Origin of the sequence: Aerosakkonema sp. BLCC-F183, assembly GCF_041929145.1 — a bacterium.
Lineage (GTDB): Bacteria > Cyanobacteriota > Cyanobacteriia > Cyanobacteriales > Aerosakkonemataceae > Aerosakkonema.
On sequence record NZ_JBHFNU010000080.1, the window covers coordinates 23,596 to 48,464 of the forward strand.

20 protein-coding genes and 1 pseudogene are annotated in these 24,869 nt (G+C 42.7%); 4 read left to right on the forward strand and 17 right to left on the reverse strand.

The features are described from left to right. Nucleotides 1-184: 184 nt before the first annotated feature. From ACE1CD_RS23795 to ACE1CD_RS23805, 3 genes are all read right to left on the reverse strand, one after another. Nucleotides 185-1,108 carry a decaprenyl-phosphate phosphoribosyltransferase gene (locus ACE1CD_RS23795; RefSeq protein ID WP_374826449.1) on the reverse strand — a complete coding sequence of 308 codons (924 nt, stop codon included), beginning with the start codon at nt 1,106-1,108 and terminating at the stop codon, nt 185-187. Between the two features lie 244 nt (nt 1,109-1,352). Further along, entirely contained in the window at nt 1,353-1,715 is a 363-nt protein-coding gene (locus ACE1CD_RS23800) for a hypothetical protein (protein ID WP_374795070.1), read from the reverse strand. Nucleotides 1,716-1,986: 271 nt separating this feature from the next. Further along, the gene (locus ACE1CD_RS23805; protein ID WP_374826450.1) at nt 1,987-3,744 is read right to left on the reverse strand and encodes an ABC1 kinase family protein; all 1,758 of its coding nucleotides are present in this window, start codon (nt 3,742-3,744) and stop codon (nt 1,987-1,989) included. 707 nt (nt 3,745-4,451) lie between these two features. Between ACE1CD_RS23805 and ACE1CD_RS23810 the strand changes: the two genes are divergently transcribed. Further along, entirely contained in the window at nt 4,452-5,831 is a 1,380-nt protein-coding gene (locus tag ACE1CD_RS23810; RefSeq protein WP_374826451.1) for a D-alanyl-D-alanine carboxypeptidase, read from the forward strand. A gap of 115 nt (nt 5,832-5,946) precedes the next feature. On the opposite strand, the gene ACE1CD_RS23815 is transcribed toward ACE1CD_RS23810, so the two are convergent. Continuing rightward, nucleotides 5,947-6,933: an N-acetylmuramoyl-L-alanine amidase-like domain-containing protein gene (locus ACE1CD_RS23815; RefSeq protein ID WP_374795067.1), complete on the reverse strand. Its 987-nt coding sequence runs from the start codon at nt 6,931-6,933 to the stop codon at nt 5,947-5,949. Between the two features lie 240 nt (nt 6,934-7,173). Between ACE1CD_RS23815 and ACE1CD_RS23820 the strand changes: the two genes are divergently transcribed. Beyond that, nucleotides 7,174-8,460 carry a methylglyoxal synthase gene (locus ACE1CD_RS23820; RefSeq protein ID WP_374795066.1) on the forward strand — a complete coding sequence of 429 codons (1,287 nt, stop codon included), beginning with the start codon at nt 7,174-7,176 and terminating at the stop codon, nt 8,458-8,460. A gap of 264 nt (nt 8,461-8,724) precedes the next feature. Here the strand turns inward: ACE1CD_RS23820 and ACE1CD_RS23825 are convergent, their stop codons facing one another. The 6 genes and pseudogenes from ACE1CD_RS23825 to ACE1CD_RS23850 form a co-directional block, all read right to left on the reverse strand. After that, nucleotides 8,725-11,325, reverse strand: coding sequence for a M1 family aminopeptidase (locus ACE1CD_RS23825; protein ID WP_374826452.1), 2,601 nt, complete (start codon nt 11,323-11,325; stop codon nt 8,725-8,727). 159 nt (nt 11,326-11,484) lie between these two features. Further along, entirely contained in the window at nt 11,485-11,946 is a 462-nt protein-coding gene (locus ACE1CD_RS23830; protein ID WP_374826453.1) for a hypothetical protein, read from the reverse strand. 21 nt (nt 11,947-11,967) lie between these two features. Next, entirely contained in the window at nt 11,968-12,387 is a 420-nt protein-coding gene (locus ACE1CD_RS23835; protein ID WP_374826454.1) for a type II toxin-antitoxin system VapC family toxin, read from the reverse strand. Continuing rightward, nucleotides 12,384-12,674: a hypothetical protein gene (locus tag ACE1CD_RS23840; protein ID WP_374826455.1), complete on the reverse strand. Its 291-nt coding sequence runs from the start codon at nt 12,672-12,674 to the stop codon at nt 12,384-12,386. Before ACE1CD_RS23840 ends, ACE1CD_RS23835 begins: the two co-directional genes overlap by 4 nt. A gap of 65 nt (nt 12,675-12,739) precedes the next feature. After that, nucleotides 12,740-13,187, reverse strand: a pseudogene (locus tag ACE1CD_RS23845) (transposase). A 138-nt stretch (nt 13,188-13,325) separates the two neighbouring features. Then, nucleotides 13,326-13,484 carry a hypothetical protein gene (locus ACE1CD_RS23850; protein WP_374826456.1) on the reverse strand — a complete coding sequence of 53 codons (159 nt, stop codon included), beginning with the start codon at nt 13,482-13,484 and terminating at the stop codon, nt 13,326-13,328. 343 nt (nt 13,485-13,827) lie between these two features. On the opposite strand from ACE1CD_RS23850, the gene ACE1CD_RS23855 reads away from it, so the two are divergent. Both ACE1CD_RS23855 and ACE1CD_RS23860 read left to right on the forward strand, forming a co-directional pair. Continuing rightward, on the forward strand, nt 13,828-15,465 hold the full coding sequence (locus ACE1CD_RS23855) for a DUF3352 domain-containing protein (protein WP_374826457.1): 1,638 nt from the start codon (nt 13,828-13,830) through the stop codon (nt 15,463-15,465). 171 nt (nt 15,466-15,636) lie between these two features. Continuing rightward, entirely contained in the window at nt 15,637-16,554 is a 918-nt protein-coding gene (locus ACE1CD_RS23860; RefSeq protein ID WP_374795058.1) for a class I SAM-dependent methyltransferase, read from the forward strand. Between the two features lie 151 nt (nt 16,555-16,705). Here ACE1CD_RS23860 and ACE1CD_RS23865 read toward each other — a convergent pair whose 3' ends face one another. The 7 genes from ACE1CD_RS23865 to ACE1CD_RS23895 form a co-directional block, all read right to left on the reverse strand. Continuing rightward, nucleotides 16,706-17,617, reverse strand: coding sequence for an Npun_R2821/Npun_R2822 family protein (locus ACE1CD_RS23865; RefSeq protein ID WP_374795057.1), 912 nt, complete (start codon nt 17,615-17,617; stop codon nt 16,706-16,708). Nucleotides 17,618-17,659: 42 nt separating this feature from the next. Beyond that, a complete protein-coding gene (locus ACE1CD_RS23870) occupies nt 17,660-18,664 on the reverse strand; it encodes an Npun_R2821/Npun_R2822 family protein (RefSeq protein WP_374826458.1) in 1,005 nt (334 codons plus the stop codon). Nucleotides 18,665-18,702: 38 nt separating this feature from the next. Continuing rightward, complete coding sequence (locus ACE1CD_RS23875) at nt 18,703-19,674, reverse strand: glycosyltransferase family 10 domain-containing protein (RefSeq protein ID WP_374826459.1); 972 nt, start codon at nt 19,672-19,674, stop codon at nt 18,703-18,705. 80 nt (nt 19,675-19,754) lie between these two features. Continuing rightward, entirely contained in the window at nt 19,755-20,528 is a 774-nt protein-coding gene (locus ACE1CD_RS23880) for a hypothetical protein (RefSeq protein ID WP_374826460.1), read from the reverse strand. A 21-nt stretch (nt 20,529-20,549) separates the two neighbouring features. Further along, nucleotides 20,550-22,562, reverse strand: a complete 2,013-nt coding sequence (locus tag ACE1CD_RS23885; protein ID WP_374826461.1) for an ABC transporter ATP-binding protein — start codon at nt 22,560-22,562, stop codon at nt 20,550-20,552. 84 nt (nt 22,563-22,646) lie between these two features. After that, nucleotides 22,647-23,804 carry a glycosyltransferase family 4 protein gene (locus ACE1CD_RS23890; RefSeq protein WP_374795052.1) on the reverse strand — a complete coding sequence of 386 codons (1,158 nt, stop codon included), beginning with the start codon at nt 23,802-23,804 and terminating at the stop codon, nt 22,647-22,649. 18 nt (nt 23,805-23,822) lie between these two features. Then, nucleotides 23,823-24,857 (reverse strand): glycosyltransferase family 2 protein, encoded by a 1,035-nt coding sequence (locus tag ACE1CD_RS23895; RefSeq protein ID WP_374826462.1) that lies wholly within the window; start codon nt 24,855-24,857, stop codon nt 23,823-23,825. Nucleotides 24,858-24,869: the final 12 nt, after the last annotated feature.

Sequence of the window (24,869 nt, forward strand, 5' to 3'; positions counted from 1 at the left end):
TATTTATTAACAGGTCAATATCTGCATTACAACAATCTAAATTAGTCAATAAAAAAATCCTATCCCGCCCCAGCAACGATCGTGCGCTGGTGAGGGCTGTTGCGAGTAATATTTGGGATCTCGAAACTAGCTTTTACTAAAGCTTGTTCGATATAGCTTTCTCGTTGTTTTTGATAATAAAAATTTATTTAATAATTCCCTGTCCTTTGAGGAATAAAATCAAAAGAATTGTGTTAATCCAATACAAAACTGTTAGGAGAATTGGCCAATCGGTTAATAAAATTTCTTCCGGTCGCTCGCTTTCTACTCCAAATTCGTTTCCTATTTTGTTTCTGCGTGCAATTTCTTGGGGGTCGCTGAGGAATTGATAGCGAAATATACCGTATAAAACAAAAGGTAATGTTAGCATCATCCAGGGAGTTGTCGCACCTTTGACTTGCGGGCCAGAACTCCAAATGGCGTAGCTAAATACAGTTCCCGTAGTGACAACGCTCTCCATACGAGTTAATAAACCCAATGAATAATGCTTGAGAACAGCACGAGTTTTGCCGCCATTAAATTGCGTTAGCCGCAGTTCTGCTTTGCGTTTTTCTACACCTAAAAATAGAGCCAGCATCGCAGTACAAAGCAAGAACCAGGAGGAGAGGGATATATTGGTTGCTGCTGCACCTGCGGATGCTCTAAGGACAAAGCCAGTAGCGATCGCAATAATATCTAAAATCACGATCTGCTTTAGCCGTAGATTATACGCTATTTGCAACAAAGCGTAGCCAAGTATAGTGATTCCCAACCAAGGCGATCGCAGCCAACCGACAATTAGAGCTAAACTTAATAAAGTTACCGCCATACCAATAGCGAAGCGAATACCGATCGCTCCCGCTGCGATCGGTCGTTGGCTTTTAATCGGGTGACGACGATCGGCTTCTATATCCGCAATATCATTGAGCAAGTAGAAACAACTGGAAGTGCAGCACAACAGCACAAATGCCAGCGCACTTCCTAACATTGATTCGACATTTATGCTGAAAGCGAATAAAGGTGCAGCAAAAACAATCAAATTTTTTGTCCACTGGCGGGGTCTTAAAGCTGCTAGATGAGGAAATCTCATCTTTTTGGCTTTCAGCTTCGGTGCGGTTCCATTTAAATGCGAGGTATTACGGAAATCTATAATTTTCCCATCCTTTGGTGATAAAAATTTTTTGGGTAACTTTGGTAGGTTGGGTTGAGCGATAGCGAAACCCAACCTACAATTGCCATCAAAGTATACAGTATTGAGGGTAATTGGGAATATTGATTCCCGATGGTTCGCTCTTCAATACTCAATCCCCAGTTTGTCTGCGGTTAAGTTTAATTTAGATAGAATCTAAATCGATCGATCGCGAACCTCCCCGCTCTAACTGTACTAAAAGTTTACCCAGTTGCGACCACACCAGTAAAGCGATCAGGACTGTCAAAGATACAGCAATCACATAGGAAAGGGCAGCAGGAAAGCCAAAAATTTCCAGACCGGACGCCAGAAAAATACAAATTCCCACACAAATTCCCAAAAAAGGAAGTTGTAACTGTACTCCTTGCAAGTAAGCTAGGGTTCGCGTCGATCGAGTTTTAAACCATTCCTGCGCCAATTGTTTGAGCGTCGCCTCAAACGCTAAGCCTGATGTTACCCCAACCAGCAACCCAGCCAGGAGAAAAAAATAAGGGGGCTCTGGAAACATGGATACTAACAACTCCTTTGGAATGACAGCCTGATGCTCGATCATACCAGGAAGGGGGAGTGTGGAAGTCACTCATTCAAAAGTCACTCATTCAAAAGTCAAAAGGGAGAAGGAGGAGGGAGAGGGAGAAGGGAAGATGAAAACAGGAAAAATATTAATTCTTCCACTTTCGCGCTGCCCCTTTTTCCCGCTCTTCCACTCCTCCTTCTCCCTTTTACTCTTCTTTTTGACTTTTGACTTTTGAATGAGTGACTTTTTCTAGTCCCTGTTTTCACTTCTTGTCGGAGAAAGCTGTCAGAGAGCCAACAGATGGTAAAATTGCTGCTGCTCCCTCAGTCGATAATTCGGCTAAAGCTCCCAAAGCAGCATTAAATAGTTGTGCTGGTTTGATATCGTCTTTAATCAAGTTCCATAGACGTTGGACTTCTTCGGTGTGCAAGCGATCGTCTTCTGTCAAGGCTAGCACCAGTTGGCGACGTAGAAACTTGCCTTCATCGGAAAGCAAGTATTGCAAACCCATTTGTGCAGTCGGTAATAAATCGAAACTGTTGTCAGAACGAGCGATCGCAATCAGATTTTCCAATCTTTGCCACTGGAACTTACCATTTTTGAACAGTACATCGATCAGACGCCGCCGCAGTTGTGGTGTTTCCCCTGTCAGCAGACGCCGCGCTACATAAGGATAAGCAACTTCCACAATCTTAAAATTGGGATTCATACTGAGCGCCAATCCTTCTTGCGTTACCAAAGAACGAATGATCAGCGCAAATTTAGCGGGAACGCGGAACGGATAATCGTACATCAACTCCGAGAAGCGATCGGTAATCGTCTTAAAGTTGAAATCGCGCACATTTTTGCCGATCGCTTCGCCCAGCACTGCTTCTAGAGCGGGTACGATCGGGCTGATGTCTATTTCTGGTGTCAAAAAGCCGAGTTTGACAAAATCTGCCGCTAAATCTTCGTAATCTTTATTGATCAGATGAACAACTGCATCTACCAAAGTTTCTTTGGTAGTTTGCTCTAACTGATCCATCATTCCAAAATCAATGTAGGCCATTCTACCGCCCGATACCCACTTGCTGGGTTGCTTTTCCCCATCTACCGGACACTGGGGCGGTAAGCCAAACAAATTGCCGGGGTGCGGGTCAGCATGGAAAAATCCGTGTTCCAGAAGTTGCTGCAACCCTGTAGTTACGCCAATGCGGATCAGGGCTTCCGTGTCAAGTCCCGCTTTCTGAATCTGTTCCGTATCCGTTAGCTTAATACCGTGAATCCATTCCAGGGTGAGGACGCGCTGGGAACTGTAGCGCCAGTAAATTGCCGGCACTTTTACTTCTGGGTCGTCGCGGAAATTAGTGGCGAATTTTTCCGCGTTGCGTCCCTCGTTGAGGTAGTCAATTTCCTCAAATAACTTGATGCCGAATTCATCTACAATCAGCGTCAAGTCATGTCCCAAATTCAGAGGCAGCCAGGGAGCCATCCAAGTCGCTGCCCATCTAATTAAATATAGGTCTAGGGTTAGTGTGGGCAGTAAGTTGGGTCGCTGCACTTTGACGGCGACTTCTTCTCCGGTGTGGAGTCTCGCCCGATAAACTTGTCCCAGACTGGCGGCAGCTACTGGCTGGGGGGAAATTTGGCTATATGCTTCGTCTACAGATCTGTCTAATTCCGTTTCGATGATGCGGAAGGCGATCGCGCTGTCAAACGGCGGCAATTGGTCTTGTAATTTGACCAATTCGTCTAAGAAGTCTTTGCGTATCAAATCCGGTCTGGTGGACAGGGCTTGACCTACTTTAATATATGTGGGGCCGAGATGAGTAAGTATTTCCCGCAGTTGGGCAGCTCGTTTGAATTTGTTCTGCTCGGCTAGATTTAGCCATTCATCCCACTGCCAACCGATCAGAAATCCAGCAAAAAACCATATTACTGTCAAGGTGCGCCAGATGGCTAGCCACGGACGTTTGCTGTAGTAGCGAGCGATCGCGTTGGGATCGTAACCTCTTAACCGAGCGAGTGGATGCTGACTCACGCTTTGTTTTTGCCTCTCAACTTCTGATTTTGTCTACAGAGGTCAGCTAACACTTTACAGTTTATGAACCTTGACTGCCTTTTCACTTAAAAATTGCCCTTATCGGGTTTCAGCCAGTTATTCAGCAATCTAGTTCAACTGGGCTGACCGCTTGTCTTTAACTTTTCTTCAAGTATAATATACAAAACTACAAAATTATCATAGTAAAGTTAAGCCAGCTTTAAGTTTGCTGTCACCTCTGCAAATTTCTAGTAAAATCTCGCAATATAGTATTCCCCAAGCTAGTTTTGAGCCGTTACCGCAGGTTTATTGGCTAGGACAGCCCGGATCGCATCACGATCGCCGAACTACCAAAGTGCCACTCCGGTAAAATTAGTTGACAAAAAAGGAATAATGTGTATTTGTATGGACGCCAGCAAAGGGCCAATTTATGGCAGATTTTGGTGTGCTGGTGCTTGGGTGGCACGAACTTGTTGCACTTGAGAAATAGAGGAAATATTTACCATGTTACGATCTTCACAGAAAGTCAGCACTCAAAAACTATAACTCGACATCTGCCATAAGGTAGAAAATTCATGATTTTGTTAAGGAAGCGATCGAGGGGTTAAGTGACACCCCTTGCCGATCCGGATTTCAGAATGAGCGATCGCTTATATGGAACAAAAGTTATGTTAACCTTTGAGACAAATATTTACCCTTGAAAGCTGATGACGCTGCCTAAAAACTTTCGTTTGACTGCTGCGCTATCTATAGTCGGGTTAGCATTGATTGGTGGATGTTCCTCCACTGAGTCACCACAAGCAACATCTAGATCGAACTTGACTCAGAGTGATGCGATCGAGTCATCATCCACTACAACCGAAACTGTAACAAAAGTGGAAGCGCCAGTAAGTAATTTTGCTGTGTCCCTTGTCTCGCCAGATACTCCAGATCCAGTTGTTAACGCTGCGATTCTGCAATACGTAAAAACTCTAGCTGCCAAAGGATTTGCCAAAGAAACCCAACAAGGAGTATGGATGCAATCTGGCAATAGCCTTTTGGCAAATTATCGCGGCACAATCCCCCTGCCAGCTGCTTCCGTAACAAAAGTAGCAACAACTCTAGCGGCGCTGCAAACTCTTGGCCCAGATTATCAATATGTAACTCTAATTAACGCAACTGGGCCGATTAAAGATGGCGTTTTGCAAGGCGACTTAGTAGTTCGGGGAGATGGAGACCCTTTGTTTGTTTGGGAAGAAGCTATTAGCTTGGGCAATACTTTAAACCAAATCGGCATTAATAAAGTAACTGGCAATTTAATAATTGTGGGTAAGTTTTACATGAACTTTAAAACAGACCCGCATATTGCAGGTACGCTACTAAAACAGGGGATAAATAATAAAATTTGGTCAGAAACAACTAAAAAACAATATTTTAGTATGTCCCCAGGTACACCTAAACCCCTAGTAGAAATACAGGGTTCGGTAAAAGTAATGCCTTCCACTCCCAGTAACCTAAAACCTTTAGTGCGTCATTATTCTTTTCCACTCGCCGAACTTCTCAAAAGAATGAATCGGTATAGCAACAACCACATGGCTGAAATGATAGCCAGTTCTGTGGGAGGTGCAAAAGTAGTCGCACAAAAAGCTGCTGATGCAGCTGGCGTTCCCCAAGCGGAAGTTCAACTCGTAAATGGTTCGGGATTAAGTCCGGAAAATCGCATTTCACCTCGCGCTGCTTGTGCGATGTTCCTGGAGATAGAACGCTATCTTGCATCTCATAATATGACGATCGGCGATGTTTTTGCCATTGTTGGCAGAGATGAAGGAACCTTGGATAAGCGCAATTTACCCCCGTTAATAGTTGTGAAATCCGGTACTTTAAATAGTGTCAGTTCCTTAGCGGGTGTTTTCCCGACACAAAAGCAAGGTTCTGTCTGGTTTGCCATTATGAATGTAGGAGAAAATACCGATGAATTCCGCATTCAACAAGAAACCTTACTAAAAAGTTTTTTGCAGGAGTGGGGAGAAGTTTCATCATTACCAGCAGAGTTTACACCTAATCCCGAACTGCAAAGTAGAACCTCGCGAAGCGAAATTGTGAGGTAGCTATAGCTAGGGGTTAGGGGTTAGGGGTTAGGGCGTCGGGGTTAGGGAAGAGGGAAAAGGGGTAAGAGGAAAATTTTGACTTTTGACTTTTGACTTTTGACTTTTGACTTTTGACTTAGCGAGGATCTTTTGGTCGAGCTACCATGATGCCGATCGCATTCTTAATATTTCCAACATAATACTGTAAATCGCGGGAAATTCTTACCGTTCCGTTGGGTGAAGCGTGAATAATACCCATAGTGCCGTTTGCGTTTCGATAAGCTAAGCCTGTGTGGGTTACGTCCAAACCAGGAATGCTAGTAGCGACCGCTACAATATCACCCGGTTGCAATTGTGGGTAAACTCGGCGAATACTGGAAATCGGAATGTAATTCATACTTAAGTCAGCGAGTTTGTTTTCCGCTTGAACAAAGCACTGATAATTGAGGTCGTCTACCGCCATTGGTGCATAATTAGCCCGATTGCTACTGATATAATTCAGTTTCTTATTCAAGCGAATCCCACCCATACGCGAAGCGATTTCTGTCACATTATCCCGTTTTTGGTTATCGGAAATCCATTCGGAAAAATAGTGCAATCGGCTGCAATATCCATGCAACTCACCATCGCGGTAACGCAAATTTATCAGATTATCGGTAAAACTTTGATATGTATAATCTTTTACCGCTACGCCGCGAGCGATCGCCAGTACCGTTTCCACAAACAGCACACAATCAAACTTATCTAAAGTTACCACCAGTGTCTCTATGTTCGAGCGATCTAATAAGTTTGCTTTATAGGGTGCGCCGAGAAATTGATTGCCGATCGCCTGCAAAATTTCTCCCATTGGGCGATCGTACAATTTCTGTTGCTGTGCGTACTGCATTACCCGCCGAAAACGCGCTCCATCTTGGGTTTGAGGGACTTCTTCTCTTCTGGCGGGAGGGGCGTTTTGGCTGTTAGGGCGATCGGCTACAGTAAACTCGGAGTTAATTTTGGGATCTTCAACTCGTGGAGCGACAACTTGCAGGGGCGGTACCGCAGTTCGCAAAGCAACTAACGCACCTGCACTGCCGCCAACTATCATAGATCCCAATACAGCCAACCCGAAGATTTTTCTCATCGTCAAGGTCAATAAAAAGCAGAGATTGATAACGCTCTAGTGTAGCAGATGTAACACATTTTTAAGCGCAGCCAAGCATAATTAGATGTATACAAATAAATTAATTTATGATTAACTTTGTATAAAATAAAAGCTAAGATGCTTAGTTTTGCGGCAATTTTTCCGCCCCGAATGTAAGTAAGCTAGAGACGCGCCAGAAAATATTTTTATCTCGCGATTGTTAAGCTAAGTTAAACAAATATGCCTGCAACAATTGCCTTGATTGCCCACGATGCCAAGAAGAACGATATTGTCAACTTCGCACTTACCTATTCACCCCTGCTCAAACGTTACAAGCTGATTGCCACCGCAAACACAGGAGAGCGCATCCAAGCAGCAACTGGCTTGCCAGTCGAACGAATGTTATCCGGGCCTATGGGTGGAGTAGCTCAGATTGCAGCTGAAGTGGCGGCGGGTAACGTCGTTGGCGTAATTTGTCTGAGCGATCCGCAGGAGACGCGATTTTACCAACCAGATGTTGAAACGTTGATGAGGATATGCAACGTCCACAACGTAATTCTGGCAACTAATATCGCCACCGCAGAAGCGATCGCCACCCGGTTGGCAAAGACACTTGTCGCTCATCTCATTTTCAATCCGGTTTCCGGTCGCGGCAATCCAGAGCAAGATTTGGCTTTAATTCGGAAACTGCTGGAACCTTACCTGCACTTGGAAGTTCACCAAACCACACCAGAGATCGAACCGGAGGAATTAGTACAACAAGCTCTGGCCCAAGGAGCCGATATCGTTATCGCTTCTGGAGGCGATGGCACCGTCTCCGCAGTGGCAGGAGCATTAATCGGCACCAGTATTCCTCTCGGTATCATTCCCAGAGGAACCGCCAACGCCTTTGCAGTTGCCTTGGGAATTCCTCGGTTAATGCCGATTAGAAATGCCTGTCAGCTAATCATGGCCGGACAAACCCGCAATGTAGATGTGGCGCGTTGCAATGGCTACCCGATGATCTTGTTAGCCGGTGTGGGATACGAGGCGGAAACCGTAGAAAGAGCCAGCCGGGAACTGAAAGCGCAATGGGGCCCGATGGCATATTTGATGGCAGGGTGGCAACTGCTGGAAGAATCGAATTTGTTCGATACGGAGATTGAGGCGGAAGGAAATGTTTATCAGTTTCAAGCCGCCGCAATTACAGTAGCTAATGCTGCACCCCCCACCTCAGTATTAGCGCAGGGAGCGGGAGAAGTTATTTTTGATGATGGATTGTTGGATGTAACTATTGCTACAGCGGAAAACAGGGCGCAGGCAGTCACAACTATGCTAAAAATGTTGGGAGGAGCGATCGTCAAAACCGATCTCGAACATCAGAATGTGATTCACAGTCGCGCCAAGCAAATCAAAATCACCACAAATCCCCCCCAAAAGGTAGTAGTAGATGGCGAAATTATCGGCACGACTCCCATAGAAGTTGAGTGTATCCCCGATGGTTTAACAGTTTTAGCTCCCAATCCTGGTAGACCGATCGGTGTTTAACATACTCTGCGACAATCCCCATCTACATCTGCGTTTATCTGCGTTTATCTGCTTCCATCTGCGGTAAAAAACATCTCAATATCGTAGCCGATAACATCGGTAGTACATGAGGGTTATCTCTTGGAATCATTAGTTAAAATTTAACCGCAGATGAAGAAGGATGAACGCAGATGAACGCAGATAATATTGCAAATTTTTGGATCTACTATAGTAGGGTGCGTTACGCTGAGGCTAACGCACCTTACATTTTTGGTTAGCTAATAACTAACTTGATTTAGACCTAGCCTCCAAATTCTCCAAACGACTCATCAATTCCTGATTTGTTTTTTTCAACCGATCGAGTTCTTCTCGCAGTTGTTTGACCGATTGGTCAGTACCCGCACTTTGCTGCACTTTTTGCACCGCTTCTTCGGCAATGCGACGCACGCGCCCATCGGGTGTACCATCAACTAAAGAATTTAAAATGGGGATAGCTTTGGCTGTCTCCATTTGTCCGAGTGCTGTAACAACTGCTACTTGAGTTAAGAAGAAGGTTTCTCTGGATAATTCTTGCAATTGTTCCAGAATCCAATCCACGTTGTTTGGTGTCTGACCCGTGGAAATCGCTCCCAAAGCGCGAATTGCTGCCAAGCGCAATGCTTGCGGGATGCCGGGGCGCGTGTATTCCAAAATCAGATCCAATGCTACTGGTGATGTTTTTAACTGGCTCAACCCTGCGATCGCACCAATCCGCACCACCTCGTTCCAGCCAGCTTTTTGCCGCAGGATATTGCTAAGCAAACCGACAACTTCATCTTCTTTATCTTTTAGAATTGGTGAAGCTACCATTCCCGCAATTGTGCGGGCAGATGCCGATTCTACATAATAACTGGCGTCGCCTTTTTCGACCAAATTCTTCACAGCATCGTAGCTTTCTGGCGTCTTGATTTTAGCTAAAGCTTCCACCACAGCGCGGCGCACCAAAGGATTTTCATCCTGCAAACCTTTTACTAAAGCTTCGCCTGCTTGGTCGAGTTTAACTTCCGCTAATTGTTTGGCAACTTCTGCCCGCACACCCCAACAACCATCTTTTTCAAGTGCGAGTGATAGCGCTTTTACTGCTTCCAATCCTCCCTTTTTCGCCAAAGCTTCAGCGGCGTAAATTCGCGAAATCGGATCGGAATCGAATTGCAACTGCGCCTTCAGTTCTGCAACTGGATACTCCAAAGAAACCGTTTTCAAATAGTGATTGCCAACATCAAAACTGACAAATTCTGGTTTCTCCTCCAACGGGAAGTAAAAGCTTTGTTCCCGTTCGTGTACGCGAACTGTGAAAGATTTAAATTCTTTGAATTTATCTGCTTGGGTAGAGCCAAAAGCAATCGGAATTCTCAGGTCGAACAAATCATTGCCACTGCCATTATTGCCTGCTTTTGCTTGATTTTGAGTTACCGTTATCTTAGCCAACTTGCTATCGCCATCCCAAGCATAGGTAACCTTATAATCAGGATGTCCGCCGCGATAAACGTACTGGTCGAATAAAAATAGCAAATTGCGTCCGGTAGCTTTTTCAATTGCCCTCAGCAAATCCACAGTTTCGACAGTTTTGTGGGCGTTATCGCCGACAAAAGTATGAATTGTGCGGAAAAACAATTCATCTCCCAACTCTGTCCTAATCATATGATAAACGCAGGCACCTTTTTCATAAAGGTGTCGATCGTAAAGTTCGATCGCTTCCCGATAAACATGAGTTACAATAGGACGGCGATAGCGACTGCTATCTTCTATTAAATAGTTACGCGACTCATTCAAACGATAGTACGCAGCGTCTTCCCAACCATACTCATTTTCCGTCCACAACACCTCAGAATATGTTGCCATTCCCTCTTTTATCCAAGCATGAGACCAATGCTTGATCACAACCAAATCACCAAACCATTGGTGGGCGAGTTCGTGGGCGACTAAACTTTCGCTGAGGCGATTATCTAAAGATGCCCTTTCGTCGATCAAACATCTATCTGTTAATAATGTTGTGGAAGTATTCTCCATCCCCCCAAAAATAAAATCATCCACGCAAACTTGTGCGTATTTGGGAAATGGATAAGGATAGCCAAATTTTTCGCTGAAAAATTCGATCATCCGAGGCGTTTTACCCATCGTGAGGCGGGCATCTTCTTCTCGTCCCTTCTCCACATAATAAGTTATCGGTTTTCCATTCCAATCATCTTGAATTTCGCCAAAATCTCCTACTGCCAAAGTCATCAAATAAGTGGGATGAACTTCTTTTTGCGACCAGTGATAAATTTTGTCTTCGTCAGTTTCTTCTGTATTAATTAGTACGCCGTTGGAAATAGCTATTAACGGTTTGGGAACTCTGACGCGAATTTCCGAAGTTGCCAACTGTCCTGGATAATCAAAGCAGGGAAACCAATAGCGAGAATCTTCATCTTCTCCCTGAGTCCAAACTTGCACTGGTTTGTTGGGATAATGTTTATCGGGGCCAATGAAGTAAATGCCGCGTTGGGGTTTTTCTACAGAATAAGCGATCGCAATCTCGATCTGCTTACCTACTTGCATCGGTGTGCTAAGTTTGACGTGCAGCTGTTCCGCATCGTATTCAAAATGCTGCGGCGAACCGTCAACTTGCACAGATTGGATATTCAAGTTTACCGCATCCAACGTCAAGCGATCGATCCCACTCCGCACAGGCGCTAATCTGATACTGCAAGTCCCTTTACAAATGCGGTTGGGAATATCTAGGGTCAAATCTAGGAAAATATGTTCTACCTGTCCCGGCCTATCTGGATTGTAGTGGGGACGCGCACCGGGTAACTCAAAAGATTTATGGCCATTATTTTCGGAATCAAAATAAAAGTGCAACTTCATATGGTATTGACTCTGGGAAACAGGAGAAGTCTAGCTGGTATCGGGAGAGCGAAATGCGATCGAGTACATTTTCCAGGTTAGCGTTTTTGGAGATTCCCGTACCGACATCTAACCATTCGGCTGAATCCCACTCCCGTTTTACTGTGCAGCTTGTCCCACTTATGGCGTTTTTCCTTGCTTGGCGGCGATGGGGTCAGCGTTAGCGACAGGTTCCGTGTACTCGCAAAAAATACCTATACCGATTTTGAGAATGTGGAGAACGATGATAGTTGCGATCGCGGGATTAATCGGCAACGTAGTTAATTGTACCACCGAGATAATCAACGCTGTCAGTAAAGCTGCATCTGGAGGCTTTTTAATATATTCGCTAAGTTTGCCGCGAAAACCTTCATTCCCGCAGAGTTCTTGACGGATAACTTTTAGAGTAACTTCCCATAGAGATTTTTGAGGGCCGAATGATTGCAATCCATTTACTTCAGTCCATAATTTATCGAAAGTCTCATCAAGCTTGCCGTCATATTGTTTTAAAGTAGTAAAAGCTTCTTGGGCAAAGCTTTCATTTTGTAATAACTGCTGCTTTTCGTTAATTTCACTGGTAGTTAGTTCGGTTTCTATTGCCATGATTTACTTTCTTTTCTTTAATTAGGGAGAGTTGCTTAATTCCTGAATCAACTGCGTGGGTGTTAGAATTCTAGGAGTAGTAACTGGAAAATCTGCTATGTCGCGAGTAATTATAGTATCTAATTTATTCTCCACAGCAGTGCTGTATTGAATCCCATCTTCAAAATTCCTAAAATTCGCAGTTAATGCCATTGAAATTACAGATTCATCAACTGTAGCTACTCGGCAGAAGGTAAAAATCCTTCGTAAAAAATCGATAGTTTGCTCTCGACCTTTAGGTTTACGGATAATGTAATAAAGGTCACTAACGGTTGATGCTGAAATGTAGCCTTCAACTTCTTTTCGGTGAACAAGTGATAAAACTTGCACGCTTTCGCTATAAAATGGCTGACGTTCTAAGGCTACATCCACTATTATATTGGTGTCTATCAGAATTTTCACAGTTTGTATTTCTCCTTCAAATATTCCCATTTAGCTTGCTCTGGGTCAAAATCAGGAGGAACAGGATCGGTGTTTTCTAACCACTCTTTCAAAATTGGTATTGAGCATTCAACTTGCCTTTTAGGTTTTGCAGCTTGTGGTTGAATTGTTGCCTCTGTATCATTCTTAACCGTTTCCATTACGTGCAAAACTATTACCTCCACATCGCCTGGTGGCATTTTAACAGGTTCTGTAACTGCTAAGTTACCTGCCTCATCGACTTTACCCTTGAGTTTGTAAGCTTGCATAATATTCTCCGATCGCGCTATTTCTACATTATCCTAAAATCTACATTATTTGGCAGATTTATTTATTATATAATCCGCTCATCGCCTAACTTCGAGCCATCATCTTCATCCGTTTCTCGTTCCAAAGCAGCAATAATCGTTCCTTCTAAATGATGCTGTTTCTGATTTTTCACATAAGCTATAGCTTCATTTAATTGCTTGCGTCTCAGAGAAAAAACACCATACCCACGTTGCCAACCAAATTTCGCTTCCGAAATGGGTAAAAGCTGATTCATTTGATGGGAACTGCTACCTTTAATTTTTTACAAAATCAACAATTAAAAGAGTGAGAGGAATAGAAACTACTAAATGAATGTGATTTTCTATGCCACTGATCGCATGAACAATACAACCATACGAATCAGCTTTACCAATGATATAATTATAAAGGTCAGGCTCTCTTTTTGGAGCGATTAGCGGTTGACGTAATTCATCGTAAATTACTACAGCATTATGGTAACAGTTAACCCGCATTTCTCACAAATTTCGCGACCGCCGTCTCTGGAAGCCTTGTATAGTAAGCATTTGAACCTGTTCAACTGAGACTGGAAAAAACAACACACTGTTGAAAACCTTATTCTGTCTAGCTTTGACGAAATGAGGGTGTAACCTTTAACCACTATTGTGTGAGAAATGCGGCATCAGCGCTTCCTCATCAAAAGGATGCTGGAACGGGACAGCATCGGCGAAGCGGGGGTTTTCTTGTCCCCGTTGCCAAGATAGGCGAATCGTATCATTTTCGTGGGTAATGGTTAACCGATTTTTCGCCATCTCTGTTTTCCGTGTGCTGATGAGGCTGTTGCGATTTTAACAAACATAAACGTAGGGTGGGCACTGTCAAACCTACAACTAAAGCTCAAAGCTCGCCCGGAACTCAAGTTCCAGCGTCATAGCTGAAGTCCACTGAAGTGGACTGAAATTGTTTACCAGTCCACTGAAGTGGACTTTCGCTATTAGCTTGGGGTTTGAACCCCAAGCGGGTCTTAGCGTATAAATACTTATGGCCTACCAGCGAAACTGCTAATACCTTAGATATAGATTCGGTCATCAGTTATTTCCAAATCACTGATGACTAATTACTAATAACAATCTCATCAAATCTCAGGATAATAAAATGTCTGAAAAAAAAACAAGTTTTCTCAATCCTCTGATTATCGGTGCTGCGGTTATCCTAGCGGGTGGTGTACTTGCCTACCTTTACTTGAAAGGTGCTTTTAGCGATGCGACAAGTCCTCTGGCTAGCGCCAAAGTTGTGCCGGATGAGGCATTGATGACTGCGATGATTTCCCCAGACCCTAATGCTTGGTCGCAATTGCAACAATTTGGCACTCCAGAAGCTCAAGCTGCTCTTAGCAAAGGGCTAAATGAGTTTAACAAGCAGATGACGGCGGAATCAAAAATTGATTATGCAAAAGATATTCAGCCTTGGCTTGGTAGTGTGATGTTTGCTGTTTTGCCATCAGATGCAAGTCAACAAAATCAACAAAATTTGCTGGTGGTTGTAGGAATAAAAGATAAAATTAGCGCCTGGAATTTTGCGAATAAACTCAAAGCGCAATTGAAAACACAAGAAAGCGATTACAACGGTGTTAAAATATCGGAAACTGTAGGAAGTAATAATAAAACATTTAGCGCTGTACTGAATAGCCATTTGGTCTTGTCGCCACAAAGGAAATCTGTGGAAATGGCGATCGACACTTTTAAAGGGCAGCCTTCTTTTGCGAACAAAGAGAATGCTAGCACCATGCTTGCCAAGGGTATAGATATTCAAAATAGTCTCGCCCAAATCTATATACCGGAATACGGAAATGTCTTGCAAAAGTTACTCGAAAGCAATCCTAATTCACCCGCATTGCCGCCTGAATCTTTGGCACAGCTTAAGCAGGTAAAATCTTTGGTAATGGGTTTGGGGGTTGATAATTCTGGTTTGCGAATGAAAGCGATCGGCAAAGTAGACCCCTCTTTAATTAAAGTAGAATACAAACCCGCTCCCGGTAAAGTGGTAGCGCAATTTCCCCTAGAAACGATCGCACTGATCAGCGGATACGGAATCAGTCGCGGTTGGCAGGCTGTAGTCTCAGAATCAGCCAAAAATACGCAACTTCAACAACAAATTGACCAATACAGACAGCAAATTAAAACTAGCTACAATATTGACCTAGATAAAGAAGTTTTTGGATGGATGGATGGGGAGTTTGCTGTCGGAGCGATCTCATCAAATCAAGGTGTTTTAGCTCCCATCGGTTTGGGTGGAGCGTTGATATTGAAAACAAGCGATCGCGCCACCGCCGAAGCAACCCTTGCTAAAATAGATGCGATCGCCCAAACTAACTCTGTGACTGTAGGAGAAAGAAACATCCAAGGCAAAACAGTAAAAGAATGGCGACTGGCTGACCAACAAGTTTGGTTGGGTTATGGTTGGTTAGATAACGAATCTTTATTTATCGCGCTCGGTGGCCCAATAGTTGATGTTATGGCCATCAATAGTAACCCTCTCGATCGTAGCCCATATTTTCAGGCGATCGCAGGTTCTTTGGAGAAGCCAAATGCAGGCTACTTTTACATAGATATGGATAAAACCATGTCTTTGTTAAATCGCTACTTAACTGCCGCACAAAATAATCCTATGCCACCCGAAACATACGCCATCCTCAATTCGATTCGCGGTATCGGTATCACCGCCACACAGCCTGACGCATCCACCAGTCAAGTGGAAATGTTCTTAGCTCTCAAATCGAAAACTGGAAAATAGTTATTAGTATGTACCGTGCCTCAAACACGATAATTTTAGGTGACTATCGCTAATTTTGGAATCTAGATACCCGACTTCTTGAAGAAGTCGGGTATCTGAGCAAATGACAATTGACAATGGACAACTAACAAATAACAATGAACTAATGGCAAATGACAAATAACTAATCAAATGACTGTCACTGTAAACACCGATACCGGATTAGCTTCTCGCTTAATAAATGGCGTGCTTTCTGTCAAGCCCCTAGCCGCCTTAGCCAAGCATCAAGCTCGTCAGATGATGATAAAACGAGCCGAGAAAATAGGCGTACATTGGACAAAGCAAGTAGAAGAGTTGCGTACCCACGACTGGGAAACTCACCTAGCTGAAGTAAAGAATCCCAACATAACTTACCCAGATTACTACCTGCGATCGTTCCATGCCTACGATGAAGGTAATCTCGGTTGGAAACCTGCCTTAGAGGTAGAGTCTGCCGCTTACGCCGTCCACGCCACTATCTGGGGAAATCCTAGCTCTGATGGAGACCCCAAGTTACGTCAAAGTTATCACGATCTCCTCAAAGCTCAAATTCCCAACCAGCCGCAAGATATCGCAGATCTCGGTTGCAGTGTGGGGATGAGTACTTTTGCCCTCCAAAATACTTATCCCCAAGCTAACCTAACTGGTGTTGACTTATCACCCTATTTTCTCGCAGTTGCACACTACCGATCTCAGCAGCGTAACGCACAAATTCACTGGGTACACGCCGCCGCCGAATCAACCGGTTTACCTACAGCTTCATTTGATTTAGTTTCTATCTTTTTGACGTTTCACGAATTACCGCAAGAAGCAACGCGGCAGATTTTCCGGGAAGTACGGCGTTTGCTGCGTCCCAACGGTCATATTGGCATCATGGATATGAATCCTAAATCGGAAGTTTATGCCAAAATGCCACCTTATATTATGACGTTGCTGAAAAGTACCGAGCCTTGGTTTGATGAGTATTTTAGTTTGGATATCGAACAAGCTTTAGTAGAAGCTGGTTTCGAGAGACCGACTATTACTCGCAACAGTCCTCGCCACCGCACGATCGTTGCCAAAGTGAGCTAGGATTTTTTTCATGTTAAATAAAATGTAGGGTGGGCATTGCCCACTCTACTGGTGTCAATTTAACCCAAATTTGGCAGGTTAAAAGAGTGTTTCGGATTTATGGTGGAAAATGTTTGTTTACATCTGGGATTAAAACTTATATTTGCTACCCTTAAAATAAACTTTTTGTTTTATTTATAATCCGCTGCAAAAAAGTAATTTTCTTTAATTCAACCGGGGGTGTTCCAGTTGGTTTTGGTTCGTTGAGATAGCGGTAATATTCCCACAATCCTCGATAGGGCGCACCTGGTTTCATTGGTATGCCAGCCCAATGAAGATACTGTAATTTTTTCTCGCCATCATACAGTACAATATCTTTTTGTTGGAAGTGTTTTGAACCAGCCCAACTACCTGGGCCACCTCCCGGAATTTTAACGAGATTAAAGCGTTTGGGAATAGAATTTAGCACTATATAATTTAATATTGGTTGATCTGTGACTTGGCTAGAAAAGTCAAAATATTCTCGATGCTGAGAACATTCACGCAACAGTTCGTACATTCGATCCAGCGTAATTATGCCTTTTTTAGATGCCCAAAAGCCACTATTGAAGACATCGCTTAACTGTGCTTCCGTAAATATTTTTTGTTCTCTTACTAAAGGGGAAAAAATGTCCTGCAAACCTCTACCTGCATGATGGTAATCATTGCAAATAAAGCCGTATTCTGACAAGTCATCTAAAACCTTGGCTATTTTCTCAAATACGATAATATCTGTATCGATATAGAGAAATTCATCTAATGGGCCAAACCAGGCTACTAACTTTCGCATCTTATTGGGAAGTGCTAGAAAATCCCGCTCGAAAATTTCGGCAATTTTTTGCGTGAATTGGTTAAGAAAATCTAGGTCGGGAAAAATTTCCACATTATGCAAACGGTTGAGAGTTGCGGCTAAATTTTGATAATTATCATTAAAGGGGATTAAATAAACGGATATATCTGGGTCGTAGTAACGAATGCTATTCAAAAGCGCGATCGCATTCTCACTTACTTTTTCATTTGCTACAATGTAAATTCCGCGAGCCATAGGGATTTTAGTTTTTAGGTTGAGATCTAAATGGATGAATCATTACCGAGATAATCCCAGTTTGCGTAAAACTCGCGTTCCCAAACTGGGAGGTGGATTATAGGGTTTTGGTTTACCTGTGAATTGAGGGCGATTTTCCGGTTCGTGGAGATAGCGATAGTGTAAGAAAATATCCCGATAGGGACAATCAAGATTTTCACCATCGCAAATTCGATTGAACAGTTTAGTCGAGACGCCAATGTAATGAAGATAGGTCAGTTGATTACCGCGATCGTACAAAACATTATCTCTTAACTCGAAATGGCTGGAAGTGACAGAGCAACCAGTTGACTTATTTTTAGGTAATTCTAGCGCTAAATTATAAACTGGTATGTGAGAGCGCATAATCATATAGTTTAAGACTGACTGATTTGGCGCAGACATATACAAAATTTCTGCTTCCCCTGCTGCTAGGCTAGATACCACTGTATTCAATTTCTCCGAGGTAAATATTCCCTTTCTTCCCGCATAAAATCCCGCACAAAAAATTTCTGATTCAAGGCGATTTTGAGGGAATACTTCTAATAATTTAGAACTTTGAATATTGTAAATATGGGAGAGATCTTTATATTGAAAATCATAAACGACAAACTCATGCTTATCTAAAGCTTGAAAAATTTCTGCGAGGTTATTTAATACCAAAACATCTGCATCGAAATAGGCAAACCTTTCAAAAGGTGCTTCGCGATCGAACGCGCAGTAGCGTCGGTTCATTCCGATCCGATAAACTCCTTCAATTCCTTTTTCTTGCCAAATCTTAAAAGCCGTGGGATGTGCTTGCCATACTTTCCTGGACAGATCTTCCCAAGGAGCAAATAAAGTGGGATCTTCTAAAAGGGTGACATTATCTCTTTTGGCAACTTCTGCACGTACTTTATCAACTCGATCGTCATAGGCAATCACGCAAACAGGCATTGATTTACCCACATTTACTTCTATACTGTTTAGTAAGGCAACCAGTTGATTGTAGACATAATCGTTAGCTAAAGTATATATCCCATTTTTCATGTTAATTCCCTATTTGTAAATGCTTATAATTGCTAATTTTACATCAACCGCTCGACTAAATTCGATAACCAATTGAGTAGGTTTAGTTTATGGAGAATAATCTGACGCGCTTCGGCGATCGCATCTTTAGCTTGATGCCAAGCATCTGGTGTGGCAATAATTTCCTTAATGTATGCTATGCCTTTTTCATCTTCGCTTGGCAATCTGAGAAAGCTACCAGGAGGCAAAAGTTTATCAGCCGCCGGCCCACCATAATAAATAGGCAAACACCACGCCAACAAAGCATCCCAAAGCTTTTCGCTCACATACCAATCATTGGCTGCGTAGTTCTCGATCGCCAAGTTATAGTAGTAGCTGCTCATCGCGTTCCATTTATTGCCTACTTTGCCGTATCCTTTCACCCATACAGGTAAATCTCGTCCGTACACATCAAATTCTAAACCGCTCTCGCTCAAAAGCTTTAAAAAAGCCAGTCGCTGACGGTGTTCCTCGGTGCGAGAAATACCAGAGGTGATCCAGCAGCACGATCGCAGTTTTTCTGGTGGCCCCATTTCATTTAATTCTCGGAAAGAATTAGAGTGATACCAAATTGCTGGCATATAGTCGGGAATAGGAGCGAAATCATCTGGGCCAGAAACATATCCGCAATATTTTTGCGCTTGTTCGTATCCCAGCACTCTGTATGTTTGCATTTTGGCAAAAGGGGGTTCCCGTACCAAAAAAATCACTCTTTCTTTGGGAACTCCACGTAACTGCACCTTAATTAGTTCTTCATAACTTTCTTGCTGTTGTGCTTGACCGAACAAACGTGCCAGAAGAGAAGTTTTCGTTTTTGTTTCCGGCAATCCACCATTATACAATAATAAAAAATCTGGCTCTTTAGCTGGTGCGAGCATTTGAATATTTCCCCAAATGCCATAAGGATGTGGTGTTTGTTGCCACATCCAATCGCAAGAAGGTTGATAAAGAGATGGGTAGCTGCTAACCATACCAACAATTTTTTTACTCATATACTAAATTACCTACTAATTAGTTTGTGGGTTCGATCGTCTGCGATCGCTCTACACTTGACAACTGGCGTTTAAAATTTTTAGCGGTAATAGAAATCAAAATCTTTGAGAGCAGCTAATCTCGCTTTGTTCAGGCGATAGTGATAGCCGAGCTTGCGTTTGAAAATTTCCCAAATATTTTTTTCTTTTTCGCCATAGGAAGCATCTAGGTGCTGCCTAATCTTATTCAGCTTCTCCCAACTCTCGCTTTTTGTAATATTCCATCCCACTTTAGCTGCTGCCAATCCCATCGCGTTTCCCTCTCCACTGTGCATACCTTTTAATTCTAAATAACTGCCAATTATACCCCAAATTTTTATAAACTCCTTTTCTCTGTCATTATCTCTGACAACGATATATAACGATTCTCCAATCCACTTGGCCTTATCGCCATCTATATTTAGCTTATTGGCGATATTTTTGATAATTTGTAAGTTAGCTGGGCGATTTTTTTTTATATGGTCGAGCAAGTTTTCATTCCGTCCGAATATCCCCGGCTCAAACTTAAGCTCTTCTGGAATTTTTTCTTTAATTCTTGTATCTGCATCTATATTAATTACCACCCTAAACAATGACAAAGCCTTTTCGACCACAAAGCGTTTGTCGTTATAGCAATGCAAAATTCCTTGCTGCTGGTGCTGGAAAGCTAAAATATTTTTTTCTTCTTTAAATTCGGCTGGATTTTCTGTATAAATAACTAACTTAGTTCCGGGTGAATACTTTTCTAAATCTCCTGCTAATTGTTTAGCTAAAGCGTGATACTTACTGCCAAGAGCTAACGTGCAAAAGCAAAAATCTTTTTCTAATTCTTCCATAGGTGATTTTTAATTTTATTACTATTTGGTCGGTAGTTTAGTACTATTTTCAAATAATTCGATCGTATTTAAAAGACTGATTGCCGAACTGTAAGATTCCTCCAATAATTCGTTTTGTTCTTCGGGAGTATCTATCAAATCATCTGCTAGTAAGCGCAGGGAACCGATCATGGTGTTAAGACGACTGCGAACTTCGTAAGAAAGACGGTTGCGAATTTCTTCATTGCGACTAAATACATTTTCGGGGCGTTCCGCAAATTGCATCGAGTACAGTCGGGCATAGTAACCTCCTTTATCTAAAAGTTCTTCATGAGTTCCAGTTTCGACAACGCGCCCTTGGTCGAGTACGGCAATTTGATGGGCATTTTGCACGGTGGAGAGGCGGTGTGCAATTACGACGGTGGTGCGATCGCGACTGAGATCGTCGATCGCCGCTTGTACCAATCTTTCCGAAACCGTATCCAAAGCACTCGTAGCTTCATCAAGAATTAAGATATCCGGATCTTGCAAAAGAGCGCGTGCGATCGCCAAACGCTGGCGCTGTCCTCCCGATAGTAACACGCCGCGATCGCCTATGACAGTATTTAATCCCTGCGGCATTTTTTCAATAAACTCGTAAGCATTTGCCCGCTTTGCGGCAGTAATAATTTCCTCCTCACTTGCATCAGGCCGCGCATAGGCAATATTATTGCGAATCGTATCGTTAAATAAATAAGTATCCTGGCTGACAATACCCATCGCTCTTCTGATACTTTTGATATCGAAATCCCGCAGATCGATCCCGTCTAGTTTGATACAGCCGCTTTTTGGATCGTAAAATCGCGGTAAAAGATCGGCCAAAGTTGACTTACCCGCACCCGATCCGCCCACCAAAGCAAGAGTAGTACCGCGAGGCAAATACAGATTGATATCTTTTAGCACTAAATTGCCGCGCTCGGAATAGCCAAAAGAAATGCGATCGAAATGAATACCTTCCCGCAATTGCGTATAAACTAAAGAACCCGCAGTCATGAACGGCTTATTATCCAACCGCAAAAAGTCATTTACTATTTCCACGCTAGCAGAAGTATTCGCCAGTTGACTTCTCGCCGCATTCAACTGCGAAATAAATGGCAGAAGTCGGAATAGCACTAATAAATAAGTAAGCAGTACCGCCGATAGCGCCTCGATCTCCCGAATAAAAAATATACGTGCCAGAACGACGATCGACATCAGCGCAATAATCCCGGTTACCTCACTAATCGGGCCAATAGCCGCCGAATTCATCTGCGATTGGAAATCAGCTTGCTCGCGAGATCTAATTAACTTATGCAGCAATTGAAATTCTCTTTCCTCATTTGCCGTTCCCTTCACCAGTCGAATGCCGCTGAGAGTTTCCAGTACCCTAATTGAATAAGCTTTCGACATATCCGAAAGAACTTTACCGAAATGCTTGGAACGGTTAATTGAATACTGATTGACTAACCCAACCAAAGCCAGTAAAATAGTTGAAGCAATTGTCAATTGCCAGGATATTGCTAGCAGTAAACCTGCGAATACCAAAACAGTGATGGCGATAATAATTACCCGAATTAATGTGCCGATCGTACCCGCAGTCCGACCTATCTCTCCACCCAAACGGTTGATCAAATCGCCTACCTTCATCTTGGCATAATAATCCAAGTCCACCTCTAGCAACAACCGCAATCCTTCTTCCCGCAAATCCGACGTTAACGTCCGCCCCAGCGAACTCGATACCAAACTACTGGCATAGGTAGCCACATTTTTCAAAACAATTGCCAGCAAAATCGACACTGCCATTACTGACAAGCGGTATTGTTCGGGAATGCCATCAAAGGGCGACATAATCGCTTGGATCAGCGGCGGGGCACCTTTTAAATCTACTTTTTGCCCTAAAAAATTCAACAGGATGGGTACAATTAAAGTTGTACTCACACCATTAAATAGCGCCCCTGAAAAGCCCAGCACGATCGTTAGTGAAATCCAAATTGGATAACGGCGAGCAAATTTGAATAAAAGCTTAGTGGAAGACATGCAGGTATTATTTCTATTAGTAACTGACCTTGAATACCTATACTCAATTTATTGGCAAGCTCGACCTCACCACATCTTCTTTTCCTATAAATTGGCTATTAGCTCTGAAAGTATAGCGGACATAGTATATACACTGTAGTATTTTACACATCTTTCTCTCGCTTTTTGCCCTTTCTCGTTTGCTTCATCCCAATGCTGGAATATCCCTAGAATCTTTTCAGCGAGTAGCTCCGGGCTACCAGGTTCGACTAAATAACCAGTTTCATCTAATATTTCCGGAATATCGCCAACTTTTGTCGATAAAACAGGTTTAGCCATAGCCATTCCGTCCGTTAGTTTGAGAGGAAATTGGGCCCTAGCTGCGAGATCGTCTCGCTGTGGCACAACCACAACATGAGCGGCAGCTACCACCTCTGGCATCACTTCCACAGGACACCTTGGTAGCTTAATAATCCAACGCCCCCATCTTTGCATAAGTTTATCATCATAATCATCATAGGGACTGCCCCCTACAATCACCAGCCTTAAATCTGGTTGTTCGAGCAAGTCTAGCGCCTTTAAAACGTCTTCAACGCCCTTGTGAGGTCGCGGCGCTCCCGGAAACATTAGAATACGATACCCAGACAGACCGTAGCGAGATCTGCTTGTTTCGGGATCGTACTTACTGGGGTCAAACATTTCCGTATCTTTGCCATTGGGTAAATAAACACCACCAAAGCGTTTTTTGAGAAACTCGGTATCTATTGTGACGGCATCTGCTTTCTGCACCAAGCTTTCCATCCACTTTACATACAAAGGATGATCGGGATATCGTAGCGCCCCATCTTTTTTAAAGATGTCCCTATAAAGCTGTTTTGGTGTGGGACGGTATTTCCATTCGTCTCCTCCGTACCAGCTGAGTTCCCAGTCATCCATATCTAAGAGCAAAGGACGACGATCGAATATTTTTTTTATTAAAGAAATACCAAAGCTTGTCGGCTTTGGTTTGACTGCGTAAATAATATCGCCATCTATCTTTTTTAAGAGCTTGTTAGCTGGTTTAAATAATTTAGGATACTTATAACCTGCTTCCGCATAAATTGGCATTCCCTCTGGAGGAATTGCATACAGTTCTTTACCAAAGGTAAATCCTACACACTCTATTTCGTAGTTTAATTTTTTGAGTACTTGTCCTAGCAAAAATGCCCGGACTGCTCCACCTCCAGAAAAGTCGCTGACGACTAATGTAACTTTTATACTCATATTTTAATTCTCTTTATTTTATGATGGAGCGTTATTTTTTGAGTATTTTGTCAAGTTAAATAACGGTGATAATAGGGAGAGTATTTTTTGAGAGCGCGGCCCTCGGTACTTTTGATAAAGTATAAAACTTGGCACTATCATCCTCAATGAATAAATCAATTTCAGCAACGTAGCATTACTAACTTTTACTCTTTTATCTAAAAAATATACCGGCGAACGAATAATTTTCATTAACCGCTCAAAATTATCTTTATCTTTTTCTCTAATTGTGTCTTGTACCAAAAAATTTATGCCGCTTTCGCAAAGCGGCAGTAACTCTTTGTGTTGGCGATAAATCGTTTCGTAGAAAAGAATATAATACCCTTTCATGTAAGACCACTTATTAGTCCTATTAGTGCGATGCTTTGTATAAAAAGCACCAACAATAGGGGTATAAATAAAATCTACTCCGGCGAGCAGAAGGTCTAATGTAAAATCTCTATCTTGCAGAGCTTTAAGACTTTCATCAAACATTTTTTTACTAAAAATGCTTCTGTTCATCAACAAGCATTGCTGCAACAATGGAAATGGAGAATCAGCTAAAAAATCAGGGATAAGTAAGCGTTGAATTAATTGTTCTTTTGTCAAATCTCCGACTATATTTAACTGCCTGTCGGTAATATTTTTTTCCCCGTCTAGAAAGACCCGCTCGTAATCGCAATAAAACACAGCATTTTGTGGCTCTACCCCCTTTAAATGACTTAATTGAAATTCAGTTTTACGCTCGTCGATCCAATCGTCTCCATCTAAAAATTGAATCCATTCGCCTTGAGCTTGCCCAAACCCGAAATTACGAGCAGAAGATACGCCCCCATTTTCTTTATAAAAATATTTTATGCGCGAATCGAGCCTCATTAAATTCTCGACTACTTCACGAGTATTATCGGTAGAGCCATCATCGACAATCAGGCATTCTAGGTCGGCAAATGTTTGATTAATTACACTTTTAACTGACTTCTCTAGGTAGCGATCCTGATTGAAACAAGTAACAACAATAGATACCACAGGAGGCATTGTTAAGCAATC